Origin of the sequence: Marivita sp. (assembly GCF_017643905.1) — a bacterium.
Taxonomy (GTDB): domain Bacteria; phylum Pseudomonadota; class Alphaproteobacteria; order Rhodobacterales; family Rhodobacteraceae; genus Marivita.
The window spans coordinates 1-21,612 of sequence record NZ_JAEPMO010000077.1 but is presented as its reverse complement, the minus strand read 5'-3'; the positions used below and the strand labels follow the sequence as shown (position 1 = coordinate 21,612).

General features: G+C 60.0%; 29 protein-coding genes. 15 read left to right on the top strand and 14 right to left on the bottom strand.

Annotated elements, in window-relative coordinates; translation table 11 throughout:
- On the bottom strand, positions 1 to 1,062 hold a 1,062-nt coding region (locus tag JJ869_RS13300), incomplete at its 3' end, for a PLP-dependent aminotransferase family protein (protein WP_292267816.1).
- Positions 1,063 to 1,173: 111 nt separating this feature from the next.
- On the opposite strand from JJ869_RS13300, the gene JJ869_RS13295 reads away from it, so the two are divergent.
- Complete coding sequence (locus tag JJ869_RS13295) at positions 1,174 to 1,401, top strand: DUF1127 domain-containing protein (protein WP_292267814.1); 228 nt, start codon at positions 1,174 to 1,176, stop codon at positions 1,399 to 1,401.
- Between the two features lie 68 nt (positions 1,402 to 1,469).
- Here the strand turns inward: JJ869_RS13295 and dacB are convergent, their stop codons facing one another.
- The 3 genes from dacB to JJ869_RS13280 all read right to left on the bottom strand — a co-directional run bounded on the left by dacB (position 1,470) and on the right by JJ869_RS13280 (position 4,472).
- Positions 1,470 to 2,978, bottom strand: coding sequence for a D-alanyl-D-alanine carboxypeptidase/D-alanyl-D-alanine-endopeptidase (dacB, locus tag JJ869_RS13290; protein WP_292267812.1), 1,509 nt, complete (start codon positions 2,976 to 2,978; stop codon positions 1,470 to 1,472).
- A 97-nt stretch (positions 2,979 to 3,075) separates the two neighbouring features.
- Positions 3,076 to 3,684 carry a nicotinate-nucleotide adenylyltransferase gene (locus JJ869_RS13285; RefSeq protein WP_292267810.1) on the bottom strand — a complete coding sequence of 203 codons (609 nt, stop codon included), beginning with the start codon at positions 3,682 to 3,684 and terminating at the stop codon, positions 3,076 to 3,078.
- Positions 3,685 to 3,686: 2 nt separating this feature from the next.
- Entirely contained in the window at positions 3,687 to 4,472 is a 786-nt protein-coding gene (locus JJ869_RS13280) for an enoyl-CoA hydratase (protein WP_292267808.1), read from the bottom strand.
- A 56-nt stretch (positions 4,473 to 4,528) separates the two neighbouring features.
- Here JJ869_RS13280 and JJ869_RS13275 point away from each other — a divergent pair, with 56 nt between their 5' ends.
- The gene (locus JJ869_RS13275; protein WP_292267807.1) at positions 4,529 to 4,954 is read left to right on the top strand and encodes a PaaI family thioesterase; all 426 of its coding nucleotides are present in this window, start codon (positions 4,529 to 4,531) and stop codon (positions 4,952 to 4,954) included.
- Between the two features lie 5 nt (positions 4,955 to 4,959).
- Here JJ869_RS13275 and JJ869_RS13270 read toward each other — a convergent pair whose 3' ends face one another.
- The gene (locus JJ869_RS13270; RefSeq protein ID WP_292267806.1) at positions 4,960 to 5,385 is read right to left on the bottom strand and encodes a tellurite resistance TerB family protein; all 426 of its coding nucleotides are present in this window, start codon (positions 5,383 to 5,385) and stop codon (positions 4,960 to 4,962) included.
- Positions 5,386 to 5,509: 124 nt separating this feature from the next.
- Here JJ869_RS13270 and JJ869_RS13265 point away from each other — a divergent pair, with 124 nt between their 5' ends.
- Together JJ869_RS13265 and JJ869_RS13260 are read left to right on the top strand one after the other, a co-directional pair.
- A complete protein-coding gene (locus tag JJ869_RS13265) occupies positions 5,510 to 7,087 on the top strand; it encodes a lysine--tRNA ligase (RefSeq protein WP_292267804.1) in 1,578 nt (525 codons plus the stop codon).
- A gap of 63 nt (positions 7,088 to 7,150) precedes the next feature.
- Positions 7,151 to 7,567 (top strand): DUF4864 domain-containing protein, encoded by a 417-nt coding sequence (locus JJ869_RS13260; RefSeq protein ID WP_292267802.1) that lies wholly within the window; start codon positions 7,151 to 7,153, stop codon positions 7,565 to 7,567.
- Between the two features lie 21 nt (positions 7,568 to 7,588).
- Here the strand turns inward: JJ869_RS13260 and JJ869_RS13255 are convergent, their stop codons facing one another.
- Positions 7,589 to 8,068 carry a pyridoxamine 5'-phosphate oxidase family protein gene (locus JJ869_RS13255; protein WP_292267800.1) on the bottom strand — a complete coding sequence of 160 codons (480 nt, stop codon included), beginning with the start codon at positions 8,066 to 8,068 and terminating at the stop codon, positions 7,589 to 7,591.
- 95 nt (positions 8,069 to 8,163) lie between these two features.
- Here JJ869_RS13255 and parA point away from each other — a divergent pair, with 95 nt between their 5' ends.
- The 8 genes from parA (at position 8,164) to JJ869_RS13215 (ending at position 13,635) form a co-directional block, all read left to right on the top strand.
- Positions 8,164 to 8,805 carry a ParA family partition ATPase gene (gene parA, locus JJ869_RS13250; RefSeq protein ID WP_292267799.1) on the top strand — a complete coding sequence of 214 codons (642 nt, stop codon included), beginning with the start codon at positions 8,164 to 8,166 and terminating at the stop codon, positions 8,803 to 8,805.
- 30 nt (positions 8,806 to 8,835) lie between these two features.
- A complete protein-coding gene (locus JJ869_RS13245; protein WP_292267797.1) occupies positions 8,836 to 9,681 on the top strand; it encodes a DUF6206 family protein in 846 nt (281 codons plus the stop codon).
- Between the two features lie 114 nt (positions 9,682 to 9,795).
- Positions 9,796 to 10,203 (top strand): universal stress protein, encoded by a 408-nt coding sequence (locus tag JJ869_RS13240; RefSeq protein WP_292267796.1) that lies wholly within the window; start codon positions 9,796 to 9,798, stop codon positions 10,201 to 10,203.
- Between the two features lie 48 nt (positions 10,204 to 10,251).
- Positions 10,252 to 10,803, top strand: coding sequence for a hemerythrin domain-containing protein (locus tag JJ869_RS13235; RefSeq protein ID WP_292267794.1), 552 nt, complete (start codon positions 10,252 to 10,254; stop codon positions 10,801 to 10,803).
- Positions 10,804 to 10,866: 63 nt separating this feature from the next.
- Positions 10,867 to 11,859: a methylmalonyl Co-A mutase-associated GTPase MeaB gene (meaB, locus tag JJ869_RS13230; RefSeq protein WP_292267792.1), complete on the top strand. Its 993-nt coding sequence runs from the start codon at positions 10,867 to 10,869 to the stop codon at positions 11,857 to 11,859.
- Between the two features lie 507 nt (positions 11,860 to 12,366).
- On the top strand, positions 12,367 to 12,657 hold the full coding sequence (rpmB, locus tag JJ869_RS13225) for a 50S ribosomal protein L28 (protein ID WP_247081535.1): 291 nt from the start codon (positions 12,367 to 12,369) through the stop codon (positions 12,655 to 12,657).
- 102 nt (positions 12,658 to 12,759) lie between these two features.
- Complete coding sequence (locus JJ869_RS13220) at positions 12,760 to 13,110, top strand: hypothetical protein (protein WP_292267790.1); 351 nt, start codon at positions 12,760 to 12,762, stop codon at positions 13,108 to 13,110.
- 39 nt (positions 13,111 to 13,149) lie between these two features.
- Positions 13,150 to 13,635: a copper chaperone PCu(A)C gene (locus JJ869_RS13215; protein WP_292267788.1), complete on the top strand. Its 486-nt coding sequence runs from the start codon at positions 13,150 to 13,152 to the stop codon at positions 13,633 to 13,635.
- A gap of 5 nt (positions 13,636 to 13,640) precedes the next feature.
- Here the strand turns inward: JJ869_RS13215 and JJ869_RS13210 are convergent, their stop codons facing one another.
- On the bottom strand, positions 13,641 to 14,336 hold the full coding sequence (locus tag JJ869_RS13210) for an NAD-dependent deacylase (protein ID WP_292267787.1): 696 nt from the start codon (positions 14,334 to 14,336) through the stop codon (positions 13,641 to 13,643).
- Between the two features lie 44 nt (positions 14,337 to 14,380).
- On the opposite strand from JJ869_RS13210, the gene JJ869_RS13205 reads away from it, so the two are divergent.
- The gene (locus JJ869_RS13205; RefSeq protein WP_292267785.1) at positions 14,381 to 14,845 is read left to right on the top strand and encodes a low molecular weight protein-tyrosine-phosphatase; all 465 of its coding nucleotides are present in this window, start codon (positions 14,381 to 14,383) and stop codon (positions 14,843 to 14,845) included.
- Here JJ869_RS13205 and JJ869_RS13200 read toward each other — a convergent pair.
- The 3 genes from JJ869_RS13200 to JJ869_RS13195 form a co-directional block, all read right to left on the bottom strand.
- A complete protein-coding gene (locus JJ869_RS13200) occupies positions 14,833 to 15,015 on the bottom strand; it encodes a CTP synthetase (protein WP_292267783.1) in 183 nt (60 codons plus the stop codon). The genes JJ869_RS13205 and JJ869_RS13200 overlap by 13 nt on opposite strands.
- Before the next feature lie 362 nt (positions 15,016 to 15,377).
- Complete coding sequence (locus JJ869_RS23175; protein WP_366510457.1) at positions 15,378 to 15,665, bottom strand: DUF6455 family protein; 288 nt, start codon at positions 15,663 to 15,665, stop codon at positions 15,378 to 15,380.
- A gap of 264 nt (positions 15,666 to 15,929) precedes the next feature.
- Positions 15,930 to 16,241 (bottom strand): TraR/DksA family transcriptional regulator, encoded by a 312-nt coding sequence (locus tag JJ869_RS13195; RefSeq protein ID WP_292267781.1) that lies wholly within the window; start codon positions 16,239 to 16,241, stop codon positions 15,930 to 15,932.
- A 175-nt stretch (positions 16,242 to 16,416) separates the two neighbouring features.
- On the opposite strand from JJ869_RS13195, the gene JJ869_RS13190 reads away from it, so the two are divergent.
- Together JJ869_RS13190 and JJ869_RS13185 are read left to right on the top strand one after the other, a co-directional pair.
- Positions 16,417 to 16,878, top strand: coding sequence for a hypothetical protein (locus tag JJ869_RS13190; RefSeq protein WP_292267779.1), 462 nt, complete (start codon positions 16,417 to 16,419; stop codon positions 16,876 to 16,878).
- Positions 16,875 to 17,411 carry a hypothetical protein gene (locus JJ869_RS13185; RefSeq protein ID WP_292267778.1) on the top strand — a complete coding sequence of 179 codons (537 nt, stop codon included), beginning with the start codon at positions 16,875 to 16,877 and terminating at the stop codon, positions 17,409 to 17,411. Before JJ869_RS13190 ends, JJ869_RS13185 begins: the two co-directional genes overlap by 4 nt.
- A gap of 12 nt (positions 17,412 to 17,423) precedes the next feature.
- On the opposite strand, the gene JJ869_RS13180 is transcribed toward JJ869_RS13185, so the two are convergent.
- From JJ869_RS13180 to lepA, 4 genes are all read right to left on the bottom strand, one after another.
- Positions 17,424 to 18,089, bottom strand: a complete 666-nt coding sequence (locus JJ869_RS13180; protein WP_292267777.1) for a hypothetical protein — start codon at positions 18,087 to 18,089, stop codon at positions 17,424 to 17,426.
- Between the two features lie 115 nt (positions 18,090 to 18,204).
- Positions 18,205 to 18,639: a DsrE family protein gene (locus JJ869_RS13175; protein ID WP_292267774.1), complete on the bottom strand. Its 435-nt coding sequence runs from the start codon at positions 18,637 to 18,639 to the stop codon at positions 18,205 to 18,207.
- Positions 18,640 to 19,065: 426 nt separating this feature from the next.
- Positions 19,066 to 19,818, bottom strand: coding sequence for a DUF3800 domain-containing protein (locus JJ869_RS13170; protein ID WP_292267772.1), 753 nt, complete (start codon positions 19,816 to 19,818; stop codon positions 19,066 to 19,068).
- Between the two features lie 38 nt (positions 19,819 to 19,856).
- A partial coding sequence (lepA, locus tag JJ869_RS13165) for a translation elongation factor 4 (protein WP_292267771.1) occupies positions 19,857 to 21,612 on the bottom strand: 1,756 nt, incomplete at its 5' end.

The window sequence follows — 21,612 nt, the reverse complement described above, 5'->3', positions numbered from 1 at the left end:
GAGGATCCGGTCGGCCCCTTCGGGCAAGGGTTGGGCTATGCCGAAAAAGCCATGTTCGGCCACCTGACGTAGATCGGGGCCGCGGCCTCGGGGTGCTACGGCAAAGCCGATCCGCAAGGCGGGGGTCAGTATCTTGGAGATCGACGACAAGTGCCAGGTCCGCTCTGGCGCAAGAATACGGTAGCTTGGCGCATTGGTGTTGGCGCGCCGGTAACAATTGTCCTCGATGATCTGGATATCCTGCGCGCGGCAGACCGCAGCGATTTCGCTACGCCGCTCGGCGGGGGTGCAGTTCAGCGTCGGATTGTGCACATCCGGTGACGTGCACAGCACTTGCGCCCCCGTGCTGCGGGCAATGTCGGCCAGTGCATCGGGCAACAAGCCTTTCTCGTCGCTTGGCAACCCGACAACATCGGCACGCAAGAGATCTGCGGTACGGCGAAACCCCGGATAGGCCAGATCCTCGACCAATACGGTGGGGCGGGAGCCGCGCAAGATAGCCTGCAGGATCACGGTCAGACCGTTCTGTGCACCGTGTACGATCACAACATCGGACTCATCGATGCTGCCCAATGGTATGCTGCGCAACCAATGGACAGCCGCCTCGCGCAGGGGACGGTACGCGTCACGCGTGGGGTAGTGCAGGAGGCGCTCTGGTGCGGTTTCTCCAATCCGGGCAAAGGCGTCCTGAATCATGGCAACCTGACCAAGATCGGGCAGTTGCGGGCTGAACAACGACAATTTCCCGTCCTGCGTCGGAACCGACACGTATTCGCGGGCGGGGGGCTGAGGGCGCGTTCTGCGCTCTGCCACAAATGTTCCGCGCCCAACCTCGGCGTTGACGTGCCCGGCATTCGTCAGCACCGTATAGGCGCGCGCCACGGTGCCGGGTGTGATGCCCAGCGACCATGCCAGTTCGCGGACCGGCGGCAGTTTGTCTCCGGCGCGCAAGTCACCTGAACGGATCGCGGATTGTATCGTGTCGGCGACCCTTTTGTACTTCGGTCCGACAGCGGGTTGTGGCAGCGACACGATCTTGTCTGGGGAAATTGTATCCGACACAATCTTTCTCTGGAGCGTTTCCTGAGTCGAATGTATCCATTTTTGTATCGCAAAGGCAATACACTTGCTGCGATAAGTAAAATTGTGTCGATACATTTGAGGAGTACACCCATGGCACACGCAACCCACGCCCCGCAGATCGCCTATCTTGGCGGACAGTCGAACCTGTCCCCGCTGGCTGTCGTCGCGCTGCGCGTTGCGGTGACGGTCACGGTGTGGTCCGAACGCCGCCGCACGCGGCTGCATCTCAAAAATCTCGATGATCACCTGCTGCGTGACATCGGTCTGGATCGGTTGACCGCCCAAAAGGAGGCCAACCGCAAGTTCTGGCTGCCGTAAATCCCTGCGTCAGTCAGACCTCTGGGGGCGCAAAGACCGGCTTTGCGCCCCTTTTTTGTCCCAATAGATCAGCCGTTGTACAGGATGCCCCAGCGCGCCAAAAGCCGTTGCTGCAATTTGCGCGACGCGACGGCATAGGATTGTCCGCCGGGCGGGTCCTCGCGTTGTTCGCGGGTCAGCGAATCCCGGCGGGGCAGATCCGCCGAGAAATAGGCGAAAGCGAGTTCCGTGCCATCGGGAAGGTCAATGAATCCGCCCAGTCCGCTGACGAAATTCAAGGTGCCCGTCTTGGCGTGAACTTTCACAGGGTGGTCTTCGAGGATCTTGCGATCCTCGTCCCGAAGGGGGTGCTCCTTGAGCAAGGGTTTGATCCCCATGGTTTTTCGCGCCGCGATCAGCGCCACCACCATGTCTCGCGCGGACAGGCGGCTGTCATCGCCCAGACCGGAATGGTCCTCAAGCGCGACAGAGCTCATGCCTAGCGTGTCCTTCGCCCATGCATTCATCGCGTCAGCCGACGCCTTCAGCGATGAGACTGCGCCGACCCGCTTCGCCGTCGCGGTCATGCCCACACATTCCGCCGTGATGTTGGTCGAAAACTTGAGCATATCGCGGAGGATGATGCGCAAGGGCGCGCTCTCATGGGTGAGGACGGTCACGGCGCCGGATGGCACGCTGTCGATCAGTTCCGGCGATTTGAGAACGATACCGTTCGACCGCGCGAGGATCTGGAACACTTCGGCGGCGTAGCGGGCGGGCTTGCGCACCGGCAACCAACGCGCCCCGTTGCGCCCCAAGGCCCCACGCGCCACGGTCCAGTCGTCAAAGTCTCCGCCGTCCTTGTAGGTGTAGACTGGGTGATTGCGCGCTTCGACCCGCATGCGCGCAGAACGAACATCAGGCCGCAATGTCGACGAGCGGGCGTCCACCGTCACATTGTACCGATCACCCGCGCGCTGCCATTCGAAATGGACCCGGTTGAAATTCAGGTTCAACCCGGAAATCCCCGGATTGTACCCCACCTGGTCAGGCTGTTCGCTGTCGATGCCGTTCAAAGCGGGCAAGGCGCCGCCCCAGACAAGGAACCGGCCCGTAACCTCGGTCACGCCGGCCTCTTCGCGCAGCCGCTTTGCGATCGCGGCGATGGCATCCGTATCAAAGGTCGGATCGCCACCACCGGCAAGGATCAGGTCGCCGTTGATCCGACCATTCGTAACCGGGGCTGTCGCCAAGATGCGGGTCTGGAAATGGTAACCCGGTCCCAGCACATCAAGCGCGTAGCACGCGGTCAGCGCCTTTGCGACGCTGGCTGGGGGCAGGGCGCGCAAAGGGTTGTGGGATTCCAGCACCAGCCCGGTTTTGACATCGGCCACCTGAACGCTGACATTGCCCGCGAGTCCGGCATCTTCGATCAACGCGCTCAAAGGTGGCTGATAGGTTTTGAGGATATCCTCAGCCCGCGCTGCAGGCCTTAGAGACGTGGTCGGGGCCAAGGCGGATTGAGCAAATGCAGTCTGTGCGACCATAGCCGAAGCCAGACCGCCCAAGACCGCGCGACGTGTCACTTGCCGTGTCATGTGGCGGATGTAACCTCACTGGTCGCCGACTGACAAGGACACGCTTTGGTGAGAGGCGGGGTATTCTCTGGCAGCAGCATGATCGTGTTTCGCGGGCTCAGTTTTCGGACTGCCAGATGCCTTTTGCCCTCAGTTCTGTGGAACTGACCTGCATCATCGGCATGTTGACGAAACACCATGCCGGAGCGGATTGATCCGCCAGCATGAATGACGACCGGCCCGGAAGGCGCATGTGACGGTACTTGCGTGCGGTGCGGGAATTGAGCCCGGCCTGCCGCCAGCCCGGGCGCGCCAGAACACCCACAGGGACTGATTGCAAAATGTCTTCCCAGCGTTGCCACCGGTGGAACTGATGCAGGTTGTCCGCTCCCATCAGCCAGACAAAGCGAACGCCGGGATAGGCGGCTTTCAGAACATCCACGGTTTCGGCCGTGTAGGCCGTGCCGATCTGCGCTTCGAAATCACTGATGATCACCCGAGGGTCGCGCATCATCTCCTTGGCGCGTGCCATTCGCGCCTCAAGCGCTGCCGGACCACGCGCCTTGAGCGGATTGCCCGGAGACACCAGCCAGATCACCCGATCAAGCGCAAACCGGCGCAGCCCGACCCGTGTCAGATGTACATGCCCTTCATGCGCAGGGTCGAACGACCCACCAAGAAGGCCCACGCGCATGCCGGGCTGAAGAGAAAGCCTGTTGTGCGGCAAGGTTACTGTGACCAGTCAGGGGGACGCTTTTCCAGAAACGCGGCGATGCCTTCCTCGGTATCGCGGTACAGCATGTTCTCGACCATCACCTGACCGGTATAGGCATAGGCGTCGTCGAGCCCCATCTGAACCTGTTCGTAAAACGCCTGTTTGCCGATCTTCACCGCCGCACCCAGCTTGCTGGCGACCAGTTGCGCCAACTCTTGTGTGGCGTCGGCCAAGTCATTCTCCGGGACGACCTTGTTCACCAGCCCCAAAGCCTCGGCGCGGTCGGCGTCGATGAACTGGCCGGTGACCAGCATCTCGAATGCCTTTTTGCGTGGGATGTTGCGGGACAGCGCCACCATCGGCGTGGAACAGAACAGCCCGATATTCACGCCATTGACGCCGAATCGCGTGCCTTCGGCGGCGACGGCCATGTCGCAAGACGCTACCAATTGGCACCCGGCGGCAGTTGCGATGCCGTGCACCTGTGCGATCACCGGCTGCGGCAGGCGTTGAACGCCCGTCATCACCCGCGCACAGCGGTCGAACAGATCCTTGAAATACGACTTGCCGCCATCCTCGGCCTGTCGCCCTGCGGTCATCTGCTTCAGGTCGTGCCCCGCGCAGAATGCCTTGCCCGCGCCCGAGATCACGACAACCCTGACCGAGCGATCCTCGTGCAGCGCGTCGATCTGCTCTTGCAGCGCCGCCAGCATTTCGTCCGAAAGCGCGTTCAGGCGCTCGGGCGCGTTCAGGTGCAAATGGCAAACCGCGCCCGTGTCGCGACGTTCCAGGATTTTCATCTTGTCCTCCCAGTGACTTGGCGCAACTCTATCGATTCAGGGCAGCGGAGGAAAGCATGGCGCTCAAAGTTCCGGCAGATGAAATGGAAGCGTTCTTGGATCAGGTGTTTCCACAGGTCAAAGGCATGTTTGGTATCGACCATCTGGATGAAGACCTGTTGGTGATGCGCCTTCATGCGGGTGAACAGCATCTGCGCCCCGGCGGCACCGTGTCCGGCCCGGCCATGTTCAGCCTTGCCGATGTGGCGGCTTATGTCGCCACAATGGCCCGGATCGGGAAAGAGGCGCTGGCGGTCACCACCAATTGCTCCATCGACTTCATGCGCAAACCTGTGGCAGGAGCAGATGTGATCGCCCATGCCAAGGTGCTCAAGCTGGGACGCGCGCTGAGCGTAACGGACGTGCTGCTCTATTCCGAAGGTCAGAGCGACCCTGTTGCGCGCGCGACACTGACCTATTCGATCCCGCCAAAGCGCGATTGATCCGTTTACATACTCAGATGCCGCGCCCGTGCACCGCGCTCGATGGCAGCGGCGTGCAGCCGGTCCAGATCAAGCTCGTAGCGGATCTCTTCCAGCAGGCGCAATTCGCCCTCGCGCAACGTGCCGTCTGCGGCCGCCACATCGCAGGCCAGTGCGTACGCGGTTTCGAACAGCCGTTCCGGTAGGTTATCCCGGATCAGCCCGAACAGCGCGTCCAGCCCGTCCTCTTGTTCGAACAGGTCGAACACCAGTGCCGACATTTCGGGGATGCGCGCTTCGTCGTATTCGCCAAAGATCGGCAGGTTGTTGACCGCCGACTGAATCTTGACCAACTCGGCGGTGCGGATGCTTTCATCCGACGCAGAAACCGCGATCATGAGCGCAACAAGGCAATCCTGCGGGCTGAGGGGGTGGGGGTCGGTGTCGGACACGGTCTTCGCTTTCTGGTTTGGGTCTGCGCCTTCAACTTATTGACCCGCCCGCGCCCCCGCAATAGGGAGTGCCTTTTGAACGTCCGCACAAGACCGTGCGGCGACCATCCGGAGTGAATGAGCAATGTCCGATCTGCGCGAAGCTGCAATGACCTCAAAGGCCTGGCCCTTTGAAGAGGCGCGCCGGCTGCTCAAACGGTATGAGAAAAAACCGCCCGAAAAGGGCTATGTCCTGTTCGAAACCGGCTATGGCCCGTCTGGTCTGCCGCATATCGGTACGTTCGGCGAAGTGCTGCGCACCACGATGATCCGCCGCGCCTTCGAGGTAATCAGCGACATCCCCACCAAACTGATCTGTTTCAGCGACGATCTGGACGGCATGCGCAAGGTGCCGGGCAACGTGCCGCAGCAAGAAATGCTGGCCGAACACATGCACAAGCCGCTGACCGACGTGCCGGACCCCTTCGGCACGCATGAAAGCTTCGGCCACCACAACAACGCCATGCTGCGGCGCTTCCTCGACACCTTCGGTTTCGAGTACGAATTCTACTCGGCGCGCGAGTTCTACCGCTCCGGGCAGTTCGACGAGACGCTCAAGCGCGCAGTCGAGCGCTATGACGAGATCATGGCCGTGATGCTCAAATCGCTGCGCGAGGAGCGGCAGCAGACCTATTCGATCTTCCTGCCAATCCACCCCGAAACCGGCCGCGTCCTCTACGTTCCGATGAAGCACGTCGACGCGGTCAATCACACCGTCACCTTCGACGACGAGGACGGGCGCGAATGGACGTTGCCCGTCACCGGCGGCAACGTCAAACTCCAGTGGAAGCCCGATTTCGGCGCCCGCTGGGCCGCGCTCGACGTCGATTTCGAGATGTACGGCAAGGAACACGCCACCAACACCGCGATCTACGACCGTATCTGTGAGATCCTCGGCGGCAAGAAGCCCGAGCATTTCAGCTACGAGCTCTTCCTCGACGAGCATGGCCAGAAGATCTCCAAATCCTCGGGCAACGGCATCTCCATCGACGAATGGCTGACCTATGCCAGCACGGAGTCGCTGTCTTACTTCATGTATCTCAAGCCCAAGACGGCCAAGCGGATGCATTTTGACGTGATCCCCAAGGCGGTCGATGAATACCACCAGCAGCTTCGCGCCTATCCGACGCAGGACGCCGCCGGTCGGGCCAACAACCCGGTCTGGCACATCCATTCCGGCAACGTACCTGAATCGTACATGGTCGTGCCGTTCTCGATGCTGCTGAACCTTGCCTCTGCCGCCGGGGCCGAGGACAAGGACACCATGTGGGCCTTCATCAAGCGTTATGCGCCAGACGCCTCGCCCGAGACCCATGCCGATCTGGATCAGGCCGCAGGTTTTGCCGTGCGCTATTACGAAGATTTCGTGAAACCCACCAAGACCTTCCGCGCACCGGACGAAAAGGAACGCGCCGCGATGGAGGATCTGGCATCCCGGCTCGAGGCACATGACGGCCCGACCGACGACGAAACGCTGCAGACCATCGTTTTCGCCGTCGGCAAGGACCACGGTTTCGATCCGCTGCGCGACTGGTTCAAGGCGCTGTACGAGGTGCTGCTGGGGCAGTCCCAAGGCCCGCGCTTTGGTGGCTTCATCGCTCTCTACGGGGTAGCTGAGAGCGTTGCGCTGATCCGCAAAGGGCTGGCCGGAGAGCTTGCGTAGGCCAGGCATTTTGCCCGCCACCGGAATCGCGCTAGCTTTCGTATAGCAACGAGAGGTGACCCCATGCGCAAACTCATCACCGGGCTGGTCCTTGCCCTTTCGATGACAGGCTCGCTTTGGGCGCAGGAGGTTCTTGCGCCCGAACCCGGCATCGAAACGACGATCCAAAGTCAGATCGACGCTTTCCTGCAGGACGATTTCGGCACTGCCTTTACCTTTGCCGCCCCGAACATCCGCAACATCTTCCGCACGCCTGAAAATTTCGGCGCGATGGTGCAGCAGGGCTATCCGATGGTCTGGCGCCCGGAAAGCGTGACTTTCGGTGATCTGCGCGCAATCGCGGGTGGGATTTATCAGACGGTGATCCTCACCGATGCGGCGGGCAATCTGCACTACCTCGACTACCGGATGCAGATGATCGACGGTCAATGGCGCATCGCCGGGGTGCAAATCCTGCAAGCGCCAGAGCTTGCGGCGTAGGGTGCGTGATCTCACGCACCGTCACGACAAATCATCCGCGTTCAGCACATACGCCTTGCCGAATCCGCCATTCAGATACGCGCCCAGCGGCGTGAATCGCACCAACGCGAAATCCGCGAACCCGATGTAGAGCTTGGCTTTCGGTTGTTTTGACAGGAATGCCTTGGCCAAAGCGGCGTGTTCAGGCTCGCCATGTCGGATGAATTGCGCCTCCGCCCTCAGGCTCAAACGAGGATGCGTGAGCGGGTCACCTTTGCCTTTCGGTTCGCCGATCAACAGCGAACAGACGGGGTTATGCTGCAATGCAGCGCTGTGATGGCTGAGATCTGACATCAAGCTGAGAGGCATGCCATCCGGCCCCGGAACCAGTGCCACACGACTCACCATTGGGCTTCTATCCGCCATATCCATATAGGCCAAAGCGGCAAAGCGCGCGCCTGCCATCAGGTCGCGTGCCAAGCTGAGCGCATCGTCATCGGTGGGGCGAATGGGTGATTTCATGTGACTCATCTTATCATCTGCCGGGGGTGTGGCAATTTTTATGCTGCACCTGCACAATAACCCTGTACCCTCGGCACGAATCGAAGGAACAGACCATGTCCGGCCACGTCATTACGGTTGCTCAGCAAAAAGGCGGCTCTGGCAAGACCACCGTTTCCGCCAACCTCGCCATTGGCTTTCTGCGTCAAGGCAAGCGTGTGGCGCTTGTCGACATCGACCCGCAGGGCAGCCTCGGGCGCTGGTTCATGACCCGGCTGGAAACCGAAGCCGGGTCGGTGGATGGGCTGGAATTCGCCACTTCTTCGGCATGGGGCATCACCTACGAGGTGCGCAAGCTGTCCGAGAAGAACGACATCGTCATCATCGACACGCCGCCCAAGGCGGATAGCGATCTGCGCCCCGCCTTGCGTGTGGCTGATCTTGTGGTTGTGCCGGTCAGCGTCAGCCATGTGGACCTTTGGGCCACCGAGGGTGTGCTGGATCTTGCCCGGCGCGAAGACAAAGAAGCGATCATCGTTCTCAATCGAGCACGGCAGAACACCCGTCTCGGAGTCGAAGTGGCCGAGGCTGCGGAAAAGCTGATGGCCCGGATTGCCGATGCGACGCTCGCCAACCGGGTGATCTATGCCGAGGCGCTGGGTCAGGGCCGGGGCGCCGCCGAAGGCCGCAAGACACCCGCACAGGCCGAGGTGGATGCGCTTACCTCAGAGGTGGCACAGGTGCTGGCAAACGGGTAAGGCAGGGCACCCGACCAAGGAGCCTGCGCCATGACCGACCTCGACGCCCTGAAAGCCGTGATCCGCGCCAACGGTGCCGCGCAGGGTCAGACCGTGTCCAAGCTTGGCTATTTCTGCGCGCCATTCCGGCCCGCATCCGGCCCGTTCTCGGACAAGGTGATCAAGGTCTATCGCGGGTTGCGGAATCAGGCTGCTCTCGACCGGCTGGCGCAATGCCATGACGCTTACGTCGCCGCTTTGAACCACGCCGGGGTCGCCCTGCCACAAACCGAATTCCATCTGCTCGACATGGATGGCACCCGCATTCCCGTGGTCGTGCAGGAGGCGCTGCCCTCGGACTGCATGATGCGCCCGCAGATGCAGACTGCCTCGACGGAAGAAACGCTCCAGATGATGGAGGCGGCGGGCGACGTGATCGCGACCTTCTGGAACAACGCCGACCAGTTCGACACCCGCATCGGCTTTCACCCGTCGATCCGAAATTTCGCTTATCTGGACGGCAAGGCGCTCTTCTTCGACACCTTCCCGCCGCTGATCCACTACAGCCGTGAGGAGATGGGCAAGATGCTGCTGCTGTTCTCGGACAAGGCGCTGATGCGTTGGGTCGGGCCGTTCCTGCAAGCCAAGGTCACCGGCATTCAGGACGAATGGTACTCGGCCCCGGAAACGCTGGTGGGTCTGGTCGGGTCCGCCTGCCGTTTGCGCCCCAACGATGCCCAAGCCTATCTTGACTGGGGCCGCGACTTCACCCAGCGCCGCATGTCCCGCTGGGCGGATGAGGCGCTGCCGCAGCTTCAGGAACCGCCCCGTCTGCCGGGGTATTGGACGAGCTTCCGCAAACTGTTGGGATTGCAGGGAGAACCCAACGTGTCCTGAGTTTGCAAATGTCCCGACCGGGTTTTCAAACCTGGTGGGGACATGATGCGGATCAAAGTGGAGCACTCCCAACACGGCTATCCTTGTCCCATCCTGAGGAAAGGGAGGGGACCCATGTATTCGAACATTCTCGTACCTATCGCGCTTGATAATGAAGACGACCGCACGGCGCAGGCGCTCGACATTGCCAAGTCGCTGTCTGCCGAAGGCGCCACGATCACCCTGCTGCATGTGGTGGAGGCCGTGCCCAGCTACGCAATCAGTTACATTTCTACGGATATCCTTGACGCCACTCGAACCGGGATCGAAACGGAACTGGCGCGATTGGCATCGGATCTCGGGGCCAATTCGGTGGTGATCGACGGCCATTCCGGGCGATCCATTCTCGACTACGCCGAAGAGCAGGGCAGCGACCTGATCGTCATCGCCTCGCACCGCCCCGGAATGCAGACACTGCTGCTTGGATCAACGGCGACCCATGTGGTGCGCCATGCAAATTGCTCGGTTCATGTCTTGCGTTGATTGACATTCCTGGCGCGCACTGCACCTCCTGCCCGACAGGAGGTGCCCATGGACCAGACGCTCAAACTCGACACTCGCGATCAGTTGCCGGACGCGCTGCGCGTTTTGCTGCAGGATTTCCCGCGCGAGACTTGGCCCGAGCACAACAATTTCGCAGGGCTGGTGGCGTTCTGGCTGGATCGGCACCTGATGTTCCGTCGGCTGATGACAGCCCTTATTGATGACGCGGAACAGGCCGTGGACCGCAAAATTGACTCGCAGACCCATGCCGCGAAGCTCTCGCGCTATGGGTCGATGCTCCTGCAGAACCTGCACGGACATCACCAGATCGAGGATCACCATTACTTTCCGGTACTGGCCACGCGGGAACCGATCCTGAACAAGGGCTTTGAGCTGCTCGATTCCGATCACCACGCGATGGACGGCCTGCTCAACCGATTTGCCGATGGCGCCAATGCGGTGATTCAGGGGAAAACGGAGCCCGGTAAGTTTCGCGAAGACCTGCTCAGCTTTCAGGCGATGCTCAACCGCCATCTGATCGACGAAGAGGAACTGGTGGTGCCGGTGATCCTCAAACACGGACCCGGTGGGCTGGGCTGACGGGTTTACTTGGTCGCCCGGCCCATGCCACATGTGCCGCCAGACCAAAACGGAGCTCCGCGCATGGATATCGACGATCTGGCCACCCGCATCCTTGCCGGTGAACGTCGCGCACTGGCGCGGGCGATCACGCTGGTGGAAAGCGGACGTGCCGATCATCGGGCTGATGCGCTGGTGCTGTTCGACCGGCTCAAGGGACACGGCCGCGAGGCGCTGCGCATCGGGCTGTCCGGAACGCCGGGCGTGGGAAAATCCACCTTTATCGAAACCTTTGGCATGATGCTGACAGCGCAGGGGCTCAAGGTGGCGGTGCTGGCCGTGGATCCCAGCTCTGCGCGCTCCGGTGGGTCGATTCTGGGCGACAAGACCCGGATGGAGCGCCTGTCGCGCGACCCCAATGCGTTTATCCGCCCATCGCCGTCGCAATCCCATCTGGGTGGCGTGGCGCGGCGCACACGCGAGGCGATCGACCTCTGCGAGGCAGCTGGCTTTGACGTGGTGCTGATCGAAACCGTAGGCGTGGGGCAGTCGGAAACCGTGGTGGCGGAAATGTCGGACCTGTTCCTGCTGCTCTTGGCCCCCGCAGGCGGTGACGAATTGCAGGGCGTCAAACGCGGCATCATGGAAATGGCGGACATCATCCTTGTAAACAAGGCCGATGGCGATCTGAAGGCCACCGCAACCCGCACCTGTGCGGATTACGCGGGTGCCTTGCGCCTCTTGCGCAAGCGGCCGCAGGACCCCGAAGGATTTCCCAAGGCGATGACGGTTTCAGCGCTGGAGGAGTCTGGTCTGCACACCGCATGGGAGGAGATGCAGACTCTCGCGCTCTGGCGCCGCGAACACGGTCATTTCGCCGCGCGCCGTGCTGAACAGGCGCGATTCTGGTTCGAAGCGGAACTGAAGCAATCTCTGCTGGCGCGGCTGGAGCGGGAACCGTTAAAAGGGCTGGTCCGGGCGCTGGGGCGCGCCGTGGAAGACGGGACAAAGACCCCAAGTCAGGCGGCGGATGAAGTGTTGGCGCAGCTCGAGGGGAGAACCCCACCTTCCGCATGAACCAGAAGCGCGCCTGCGGCGCAACGGTTTGAGCTTGCATGGCCTTTGGCCATCCAAGCCGTTTTGGGGGCGCTGCCCCCGTCGCCCGTTGGGCGACTCCCCCGAGGTATTTGTAAAACAGAGAAGAAACCGGGGCGGTCCACCCCCTGCGCAATGCAACAGGGGGCTTCTCCATTTACGGTCATCGGCGCCTCCGCCTGTTCCGCCACTCAAGTCAACGCGAGTCGGGTTAAGATTTCCTTTATTCTCTGTTTCAAAAATACCTTGGGGGAATGCCGCGCTTGCGCGGCAGGGGGCAAGGCCCCCAACCTGTCGGACCGCGGCACGCGGTTCGACATAAAGTTCCCGAACCTGGGGCGGACTCCCGGTTTTCCCGCAAGGCCCCACTTGACGCCTTTCCCGCATCCCTCTAAGGACAACCAACGAGATTCCGGGCGCTGCCAGTCGGCGCCCTTTGATATTGGTGGAAGAGCCGTCTTCTGCCTCTGATAGAACGAGGATGAACCCATGTCGCGTGTTTGCGAACTGACCGGTAAAGGCCCGATGACTGGCAACAATGTCAGCCATGCCAACAACAAGACACGTCGGCGTTTCTTGCCGAACCTGAATGACGTGACCCTGCAGTCTGAGACTCTGGGCCGTGGCATCAAGATGCGCATCTCTGCGCACGCGCTGCGCAGCGTCGATCACCGTGGTGGTCTCGACAAGTTCCTGGCGAAAGCCAAGGACACAGAGCTGTCGGCCAACGCGCTGAAGGTCAAGAAAGAGATCGCAAAGGCACAAGCCGCTCAGGCCTGATCCTTTTCGCTTTGACAGTCAAGCAGCCTCGCACGGGTTCCCGCGCGGGGCTGTTTTCTTTTGTCGCCTTGTGAGGTCGGACAGGGTCGTTACCTAGGCGGTATGGTTTCGTGGCTTCGGTATATCACCGTTCTTGGACTGGCGCTGCTGATCGGGTTCACCAGCGTGCAGTTTGCGGCTGCCCGTGGGCAACCGCCTGCCGTCGGCACGATGGAGATCTGTACCGGCACCGGCCCGATCCACATCCTCGTGGACGAAAACGGAGAGCCGACGGGCGGGGTGATGATCTGCCCCGACTACGCTCCGGCCTTCTTTGCTGATGTTTGGGCAGAGGGTGCGCAGGCGCTCTGGGTTGCGCAGTGGCAGGGTGTGTCGCTGCCACAGACAACGCATCGCAGAGTCTCTGCCGAGGTCCAGTCAGCTCTGGCCCGGGGGCCACCGTCTTTGGTTTGAACGTCCCAACATCCTGACTTCAAACGAAAGATCACTTCCATGTTCAAAACATCCCTCATTGCAGGGGCCGTTGCCTTTGCTTCTGTCCTGCCGGCCTATGCAGAAATCACCATTGAAGACGCCTATGCGCGTTCGGCCTCGCCCATGGCAAAATCCGGTGCTGCTTTCATGATGATTCACAATTCCGGTGAGGCAGACCGCCTCGTTGGCGTGTCCTCAGACGTCGCCGCCCGCACCGAATTGCACACCCACCTCGAAGGCGAAAACGGCGTCATGCGCATGTTGCATGTCGAAGAAGGCTTCGAGTTGCCCGCAGATGGCATGATCGCCATGCAGCGCGGTGGCAAGCACGTCATGCTCATGGGGTTGAACGCCCCTATGGAGCAGGGCGCCACGGTCACCGTCACCCTGACCTTTGACAAAGCAGGCGACGTTGTGGTCGAGGTTCCGGTCGATCTGGAACGGCAGGACCATGGCGGCATGAACCACGGTCACGGCGGCATGAACCACGGCTCCGGCAGCTGATCTGTTCAGGCCAGCAGGCGGTCCACCCATGCAGGGACCGTCTTGCTGGCCGGTCCCACGATATGTTCTTCAAAGGCATAGGACATGTCGCTGTCGCGCAGGTTCATCTCGACCGTGGCCGCCCCTGACATGCGCGCCTCTTCGACAAAACCGGCTGCCGGATAGACCTGGCCTGAGGTGCCGATGGCGGCAAACAGATCGCAGGTCTGAAGGGCTTCGATGATCTCTTCCATGTGATAGGGGATTTCGCCAAACCAGACGATGTCCGGACGCGCCGTTGGTTTGTCGCAGGCAGGGCAGGGCTCTCCGACGGACATCTCGGGTGGCGCATCCCAGCGATGCTCACAGGCGGCGCAGAGCGCTCGGGACAATTCGCCATGCATGTGGATCGCGCGCACTCCGGCCTTTTCGTGAAGGCCGTCTACATTCTGGGTGACCAGAAGGACGTCGCCGGGAAAATCGGCTTGCAGCCGCGCCAGCGCGTGATGGGCCGGGTTCGGCTGAGCCTCTGCCGCCTGAACCCGACGCGCGTTATAGAAGCGGTGCACGAGGTCGGGATTGCGCACAAAGGCCTCTGGTGTGGCAACATCCTCAATCCGGTGCTGCGCCCACAGACCTCCCTCGTCGCGGAACGTACCCAGCCCGCTTTCCGCAGATATCCCCGCCCCGGTCAGAATGACGATCCTGTCGATCCGTCGCATCGCTTCCCCTTTTCGAGCAGTCCGCAACCGACTAAGTCACGGGCATGAACCACCGTATCCTCTTTGTCTGTCTGGGCAATATCTGCCGTTCGCCCACCGCCGAAGCGGTCACCCGCGCCAAGGCTGCGGCGCGGGGACTGGACCTGACACTGGACAGCGCGGGCACAGGAACCTGGCATTTGGGCAAACCGCCCTATGGTCCGATGCAGACCGCCGCCCACGCCAAGGGCTACGACCTGTCGACGCTCAGGGCGCGGCAGGTGTCCCTCGCAGATTTCGGTGCATTTGACCTGATCATTGCGATGGATGCCGAAAACATGGCCGATCTTGCGGCTTTTGGCCCTGCGGACCGCGTGTCGCTGTTCACCGATTTTGCACCAGACACGACCGCCACCCATGTGCCTGACCCCTATTTCACAAGGGATTTCGACGGGGCCTTGGCCTTGATCGAACGCTGTGCCGACGGGTTGCTCGACGCAGTGGCGGCGCGGTCACGTCACGAGTTGTAAAGCTCTCGCGCCACCAGATAGCTGATCGGCAGGGCCGCCGCCGCGCCAATGACAGCTGCGATCAGGATCGGCACAACGGTGTCGTATCCGATTGTCAGAACCGCAATCACGGCGGTTCCTGCTAACGTGGTTGCAATGAGCGAATAGAGAATACTGGCAAGCCGCAACATGAGAACCTCCATAATGTGCGTCTTGCCAACATATTCCAAAATCACAATGCTTTGTCCTTGATCGCGATCAAGTCACGCGCGCCGTGCCACCTGTTTGGTCGAAAGTTCGCGCGCCAGCAGTCTCATGCAAGCGGTAATGCCAGCACCGCTCCAGCGGAAACAGCCAAGGTGAAGCAAAACGTAGAGCCCAGTCCGATCGCGATACACAAAAAACAAAGTTCCCGGACAGGGCAGTGGCAATCAAAGAATACAAGATAAAGGCAAGTCTCAACATACAGGCCTCCAGTTCCATCGGAACCACCCTCAGTCTCAGCATATGAGATTCGTTTTGCCTAGTAGGAACATTCACCCTTGGAAGAAAATTAACACTGTTGTCGGCTGTGAAAACTCCTTTTCTCGTCGAGCAGTGCAGCGCAGGCTGCACGCAGTTTCAGGAATGTCCCGCGTTTGTGGCACCAAGGGGGAGGGCCGTCATCAGATCCGCCTTGCCATTCAAGACAGGTCTTTGGGCAATGGCAGGCGCCGCAAGCGCCGAATGTTGCCTTCAGTTCCGACATTATCAGTGGCGCGTCCTCTTCGCTCAGGTTCAAACCGAGATGCGCCAACATCCCTTCGTGTGCGCTCATGCGTGCATCGAAATCCCGCCGCATGGAGTCTAGAAATTCTGACACATCCCCTCCTAAGGTGTAAAATATTTCTGACACCTTTGTGTACGGCTGTATGCAGTAACTGGATCACGCGAAACGTAAATAAGATGTTAATGCGCTGATTAAATTCGAAAAGAATCCCAAAATCCGGGAGGTTGAAGGGTCGTGTCACGGTTTTGAAACGCAAGGCCCAATGTACCTTGTGCGGGTGAAGGAAAGCTTGGCCAGCGCCGCCCCCAAAGTTTGGGGCAGCATGAATGAACGCCCTCAGGCACAGTTCCGACACACGGCGGCTGTCGGTACCGCCGTCAACCGTTCGTCGGAAATCGGATCGCCGCATTTTGCGCAAATCCCATAGGTGCCGTCTTCGATCCGGCTCAGTGCCGCATCAATTCGGCGAAGCTCTTCCAAATCCGCATTGCCAAGTGCTTCGAGAACCTCGTCGCCCTGCCGTTCCGAGGCACGGTCTTCCCAGTCACTGGGCATCGGGTCGTCGAGCTTGTCTTCGATCTCAAGCAGCGCACCGGACAGTTCGGCGCGACGTTCAAGAAGCAGGGTTTTCTGTGCAGTCAGGTCCATATCGGGTCTCCCTTGATACCCTGAGTCTGACAGACGGCGCATGACGGTGCGTTGATTTCGGTCAAACGCAATTTGGGCTCGTCATCGTCTTGCTGACAAATCTGTTGCCCGGCTCTCTGCCATCAGCGTAAGCTTTTCCGTATTGAGAACAGTATTTTTATGGCGGAGTTTTCCAATGAGCTACACGATCAATGTCTTGCGCAAGAACGGCACCGGCACCCTTACTTTCAAAAGCGGATCCGTGAACATCTCCGAAACCTGCTGGTGGGACGAGAAAGTCGTGATCGACGCGGGGTCATACACCGGCTACGCGACACGCATGGCGAACAAGACTGACGGAACCGATGGCGGCAAACGCGAGGCGATCTGGCTTGGCCTCAAGGTGCCCTATAATGGCGATGGCAGTACGGCCAACGGGTTCTTCATTCACAAGGGAACCAACGCGTCTTGGTCAGACGGCTGTATCGTCTTGCCGGGGGCCAAGGTCTACCAGATGTGGTCCGAGATCACGCCCAAGGAAACCGGCAACATCACCGTCACTATCAAGGACGAGACGGTCGAGCGTGGACGCCCGCTGGATTGGGATTGCACGCGCCACATGCACTCGTTCTGGGGTGGGATGCCCGCGTTCGAATGACGTCAAAGCGCATCATCCCAGGGGTGCTTGCCATTGGTCTTTTGATGTCGCCCGCGTCGGCACAAGAGGCGCCGCTGCAGCCCGATCCAGCAGATGCGGTCGAGATGATCGAACTCATGCTGGGGCGGGTTCCGTCCCGGCATGGCACGCCATTGGCCGCCATGCACGGGCTGGCCGATCTTTACGGACGCAGTTTGGATCAGGCGAAAACAGGTGTTTCGGGGGCCTTGGGACTGTGGATACTGCTGGGAGACGTGACGTGGCGCACCGCAGATGCCGGACTGATGCAATCCTATGCCGCTGATATGCTGCCGCTCTATCGTCTGCAGCCAGAGGCGTTTCTTGCGGCCTTGTCTGACGCGCCTTGGCTTGCCGCGTCAGCCTGTCATTATCTGTCGGCGTATTTCGGGTCCGAGGACCGCGCAGAAGAAGGCCGCGCCCCGTTTCTGGAGAATGAGTCCGCGCGGATCAGCAATGTTCTGCCAAAGCCGGTCGCCGAAACATGCCTCGAAACACTCGCTTCGGCGCAATAACCGGCGGCACTGTCACTCCTGAACCCCGACCACCTGCAGCGCCACATTGCCGATCACTGTGTTTCGCCCGGCGTCGCGGTGCATCAGTACGCCGTCAGTGATATAGAGGTTCTTCACATCAAAGATGAACGGTCCAACCCCTGTCGCAGCGATGCGCACCTTGTCGTCCCCGGCAATGGCGTTGCGACCCTTGAGTGTCACGTAGTCGGTGCCCTCCGGGATCAGCCGAAACATCGTCGGGTCCGAATTGGCTGACAGGTTCGACACGATGTAGAGGATCTCGTCGTAATCGGTGATCCGTTCCTGACGGAAGTAGCAGACGCCTTCGTAGCTGCCCAAGGCGACGGCGGTCAGCCCGGCGACCGCGATGGTGACAGGCGCTGTGGCAACCGCGCTCGCGGTCGTCAAAGCGCCACCCGCTCCAGCGGCCACACTGCTGCCAGCGGCGGCGGCGCTGCTGACACCTGTGCTGATCATGCTGATGCCAGAGACCGGGTTTTCGAGTGTATACACACCGACCGCCCTGACACCTTCGGTGGCGGCGGATGCGACTGCCCCGGCCGTGGCTTTGGCGGCCTGACCGGCCTTGCTTGCAAGGAGGCTTGGGCGGAAATCGCAGAGGTCGGCTTGGACAGACATTGGGGCCGCCAGAAAGGCAGCAATGAGAATCGGGCGCATTTTTTAACCTGCTCGGAGTTTTTCCGGCAGTTTACACTCTCTTGCAGGCGCTGTGCAGAGGGGCTTTGGCGACGATGCGGGGATCGGCGAAACGATGCCCGCACCGTGCCCAAGGTTACGGCTTCACGTAGGCGTAGCCCTGTTCCTGCAATTCGATCAGGCGGACCACGCCCGACGGGGTGACCGTGGCTTCGGACATCAGCACGATGTCATGCCCGGCCTTCTTCTGCATTGCGGCCAGCGTGTTGCCGCAGGCCGAAAAGCTCAGGTTCTCAAGCTCAAGCGACATGGCGGAGATGCGATCCTCGACCGGGCTCTTGCCGGGGATGAACATGTTGAGACCGGGGCCATAGGCCACCATCTCGATCACCACCTCATCGCCTTTCGACGCATAGTAATTCGCCACGTTCTGCGCGTTGTTAAGCGCGATGTTCATGACCTGCGGATCGTTCTCGTTGACATGGATCGCCACGTGATGCGTCAGCCCTTCGGCAAGCGCTCCCGAGGCCAGCGCCACCGACAGCGCGGCGGCGGTGATCAGATGTTTCATTGTGGTTCCTCCCTTATGTCGGAGGAGCGTAGCACGGGTGCAAAGTTTTGCATGTGTTTTTTGGATGTAGGGTGCGTGCTCGCACGCACCTTTCGCGTCAACGCACGTAGGCAACGGGCAGGGGATGGCCGCGGCCTGCCGCACCTCATTCCAAGGTCGTCACATTATGCCGGGCAGATCCGGACGACCTCAATCCCCGCGCGGACGTCCCCAAAGCGGCTGGCCGGAGCGCGGTCGTCCGCCGCCCGAGAGCGCTCCGCGCCGTTCCTCAGGCGGGAGCGTGTAGTGTGTTCAAAGTACCTTCCGATTCCTAGATTCTTGTAGAAATGTTGCGTCTAGTACAATATATTGATGTCACGATCTGAACGCTGGCAGACCAGCTAGTAGGATCGTCCCGGCGAGCAGGAGACTGCTCGCCCTTTTTTCTTACCTTAGCACAATGCCTAAGGGATTATTTCTTGATGCGTTTTTATTCAGAACCGGCTCCAGTCGATCAAAATACCCGGAGGCGTGCTGCCTTCTGATATATGAATTTGGACTTAATCTTTGCTGAAGGAAATAAGCGACCACGTCGCATGCTTGTATAGGTAGCGAGTGAGCCGAATCTCTTTCACTTGGATCTTCGATTACTCTAAGAATCGGAATGTTTCTGTACCCCGGTCTCCCCATATTGGGGATGGGATTGTAAACGCTCATTTTGCGCATTAGGCGAATTAACGATTGCCCATTAGTCGCGTCAGTGAAAACTTTACCAAATGACCTCTGGTAACCACCTGGAAAATTACCGTTTGCAAGTGTGTTTTCGAATCTTTGGAATAAAACACCCCACGCCGCAGCAAATATGTCAAAGTTGTCTGGTTTCCCCTGCTTATCAATTACGACGTTGGTAAAGGAAACAAAGTTCAGCTTTGCGAGCTCATCCAAATAGTTTCTAAGAATTGCAAGGCGATTGTGTTTTTCAATCGCAAACTCACTGTGCCTCAGAAACTTTACCGCATGTATTTCAGTCCGAACTGGTAAGCCATAAACGTCTTTAACCGTTCTGCGGAAGTCTTTGCTTGCATTGATAAAATTACGCCAGTGGCTTTCGTGAACAACCATACCGCTTAGGCAGAAATATCTTGTTTGGGCTGTGTTGTTCCCGGGATCGCCACTTTCATCGACGTACATCAAATACATGAATGTCCCCCAACACTATTCTCATAGGTTGTAGGGGATTAACTATCCATCTTCAACGCCGAGATGAACGCTTCCTGCGGGATCTCGACCTTGCCGAACTGGCGCATCTTCTTCTTGCCGGCCTTCTGCTTTTCCAGAAGCTTCTTCTTCCGGGTCGCGTCGCCGCCGTAACACTTGGCGGTCACGTCCTTGCGCAGGGCGGACAGGGTTTCGCGGGCGATCACCTTACCACCAATGGCGGCCTGGATCGGGATCTTGAACATGTGGCGCGGGATCAGGTCCTTGAGCTTTTCGCACATGGCACGGCCCCGCGTTTCAGCGCGGTCGCGGTGGACCATCATCGACAAGGCATCCACCGGTTCATCATTCACGAGGATCTGCATCTTCACGAGGTTGTCCTCGCGGTAGCCGATCAACTGGTAGTCAAAGCTGGCATAGCCCTTGGTCACCGATTTCAGCCGGTCATAGAAGTCGAACACCACCTCGTTCAGCGGCAGGTCATAGACCACCATTGCGCGGCTGCCGACATAGGTGAGGTCAAGCTGCAGACCGCGACGGTCCTGACAGAGCTTGAGAACATCGCCCAGATACTCATCCGGCACAAGGATCGACGCCTTGATGCGCGGCTCTTCGATATGGTCGATGGTGGACGGGTCTGGCATGTCGGCGGGGTTGTGCAATTCCTGCATCCCGCCGTCCTTGGTGTAGACGTGATAGATCACCGACGGGGCCGTGGTGATCAGGTCGATGTCATACTCGCGCTCCAGACGGTCGCGCACCACTTCAAGGTGCAGCAGACCAAGGAACCCGCAACGGAAGCCAAAGCCAAGTGCGGCCGATGTTTCCATCTCAAACGTGAAGGACGCGTCGTTCAGCGCCAGCTTCTCCATCGCGTCGCGCATGTCTTCAAAGTCGTTGGCATCCACCGGGAACAGACCACAGAAGACCACCGGGATCGACGGCTTGAAGCCGGGCAGGGGGGTCTCGCAGCCCTTCTTCTCGGTCGTGATCGTGTCACCCACGCGGGTGTCGCTGACCTGTTTGATCTGTGCAGTGATGTAGCCGATCTCGCCGGGGCCAAGCTCTTTGACCTCCTGCATCGCGGGGCGATAGACGCCGATCCGGTCGATGTCATAGGTGCCGCCGGTTTTCATCATCCGGATGCTCTGGCCCTTTTTCAGGACCCCGTCGATGACCCGCACGATGACCACGACGCCCAGATAGGGGTCGTATTTGCTGTCCACCAGCATCGCCTTGAGCGGCTTTGTCGCATCGCCTTCGTGGGGCGGCGGCAGGCGTTTGACGATGGCTTCCAGAACAGCAGGAATGCCCACGCCGGTCTTGGCGGAAATCTCCAACGCCTCGGAGGCGTCGATGCCGATCACATCCTCGATCTGTTCCTTCACCCGCTCGGGTTCCGACGCGGGCAGGTCGATCTTGTTCAGCACCGGCACGATCTCGTGGTCGGCGTCGATGGCGGTGTAGACATTGGCCAGCGTCTGCGCTTCCACGCCCTGCGTGGCGTCCACCACAAGCAACGATCCTTCGACCGCGCGCATGGAGCGGCTGACCTCGTAGGCAAAGTCCACGTGGCCGGGCGTGTCGATCAGGTTGAGGATATAGATCTCGCCATCCTCGGCCTTGTATTCGATCCGAACGGTGTTGGCCTTGATCGTGCTGCCGCGTTCCCGCTCGATATCCATCGAGTCAAGAAGCTGTTCCTTCATGTCCCGTTCCGACACCGTATTGGTGGATTGGATCAGCCGGTCGGCCAGGGTGGATTTCCCGTGGTCG

Excerpts from the sequence above, each read along its gene's own strand:
- parA (WP_292267799.1), top strand. The coding sequence starts at position 8,164 with ATGTCCGGCCACGTCATTACGGTTGCTCAGCAAAAAGGCGGCTCTGGC.
- JJ869_RS13195 (WP_292267781.1), bottom strand. The coding sequence starts at position 16,241 with ATGGACCTGACTGCACAGAAAACCCTGCTTCTTGAACGTCGCGCCGAA.
- JJ869_RS13205 (WP_292267785.1), top strand. The coding sequence starts at position 14,381 with ATGAACCACCGTATCCTCTTTGTCTGTCTGGGCAATATCTGCCGTTCG.
- JJ869_RS13260 (WP_292267802.1), top strand. The coding sequence starts at position 7,151 with ATGCGCAAACTCATCACCGGGCTGGTCCTTGCCCTTTCGATGACAGGC.
- JJ869_RS13295 (WP_292267814.1), top strand. The coding sequence starts at position 1,174 with ATGGCACACGCAACCCACGCCCCGCAGATCGCCTATCTTGGCGGACAG.
- JJ869_RS13240 (WP_292267796.1), top strand. The coding sequence starts at position 9,796 with ATGTATTCGAACATTCTCGTACCTATCGCGCTTGATAATGAAGACGAC.
- JJ869_RS13185 (WP_292267778.1), top strand. The coding sequence starts at position 16,875 with ATGACGTCAAAGCGCATCATCCCAGGGGTGCTTGCCATTGGTCTTTTG.
- JJ869_RS13180 (WP_292267777.1), bottom strand. The coding sequence starts at position 18,089 with ATGCGCCCGATTCTCATTGCTGCCTTTCTGGCGGCCCCAATGTCTGTC.
- JJ869_RS23175 (WP_366510457.1), bottom strand. The coding sequence starts at position 15,665 with ATGCGGCGGGATTTCGATGCACGCATGAGCGCACACGAAGGGATGTTG.
- JJ869_RS13235 (WP_292267794.1), top strand. The coding sequence starts at position 10,252 with ATGGACCAGACGCTCAAACTCGACACTCGCGATCAGTTGCCGGACGCG.
- meaB (WP_292267792.1), top strand. The coding sequence starts at position 10,867 with ATGGATATCGACGATCTGGCCACCCGCATCCTTGCCGGTGAACGTCGC.
- JJ869_RS13280 (WP_292267808.1), bottom strand. The coding sequence starts at position 4,472 with ATGAAAATCCTGGAACGTCGCGACACGGGCGCGGTTTGCCATTTGCAC.
- JJ869_RS13255 (WP_292267800.1), bottom strand. The coding sequence starts at position 8,068 with ATGAAATCACCCATTCGCCCCACCGATGACGATGCGCTCAGCTTGGCA.
- JJ869_RS13215 (WP_292267788.1), top strand. The coding sequence starts at position 13,150 with ATGTTCAAAACATCCCTCATTGCAGGGGCCGTTGCCTTTGCTTCTGTC.
- JJ869_RS13170 (WP_292267772.1), bottom strand. The coding sequence starts at position 19,818 with ATGTATTTGATGTACGTCGATGAAAGTGGCGATCCCGGGAACAACACA.
- JJ869_RS13245 (WP_292267797.1), top strand. The coding sequence starts at position 8,836 with ATGACCGACCTCGACGCCCTGAAAGCCGTGATCCGCGCCAACGGTGCC.
- JJ869_RS13220 (WP_292267790.1), top strand. The coding sequence starts at position 12,760 with ATGGTTTCGTGGCTTCGGTATATCACCGTTCTTGGACTGGCGCTGCTG.
- JJ869_RS13210 (WP_292267787.1), bottom strand. The coding sequence starts at position 14,336 with ATGCGACGGATCGACAGGATCGTCATTCTGACCGGGGCGGGGATATCT.
- JJ869_RS13265 (WP_292267804.1), top strand. The coding sequence starts at position 5,510 with ATGTCCGATCTGCGCGAAGCTGCAATGACCTCAAAGGCCTGGCCCTTT.
- JJ869_RS13175 (WP_292267774.1), bottom strand. The coding sequence starts at position 18,639 with ATGAAACATCTGATCACCGCCGCCGCGCTGTCGGTGGCGCTGGCCTCG.
- dacB (WP_292267812.1), bottom strand. The coding sequence starts at position 2,978 with ATGACACGGCAAGTGACACGTCGCGCGGTCTTGGGCGGTCTGGCTTCG.
- rpmB (WP_247081535.1), top strand. The coding sequence starts at position 12,367 with ATGTCGCGTGTTTGCGAACTGACCGGTAAAGGCCCGATGACTGGCAAC.
- JJ869_RS13190 (WP_292267779.1), top strand. The coding sequence starts at position 16,417 with ATGAGCTACACGATCAATGTCTTGCGCAAGAACGGCACCGGCACCCTT.
- JJ869_RS13200 (WP_292267783.1), bottom strand. The coding sequence starts at position 15,015 with ATGTTGCGGCTTGCCAGTATTCTCTATTCGCTCATTGCAACCACGTTA.
- JJ869_RS13275 (WP_292267807.1), top strand. The coding sequence starts at position 4,529 with ATGGCGCTCAAAGTTCCGGCAGATGAAATGGAAGCGTTCTTGGATCAG.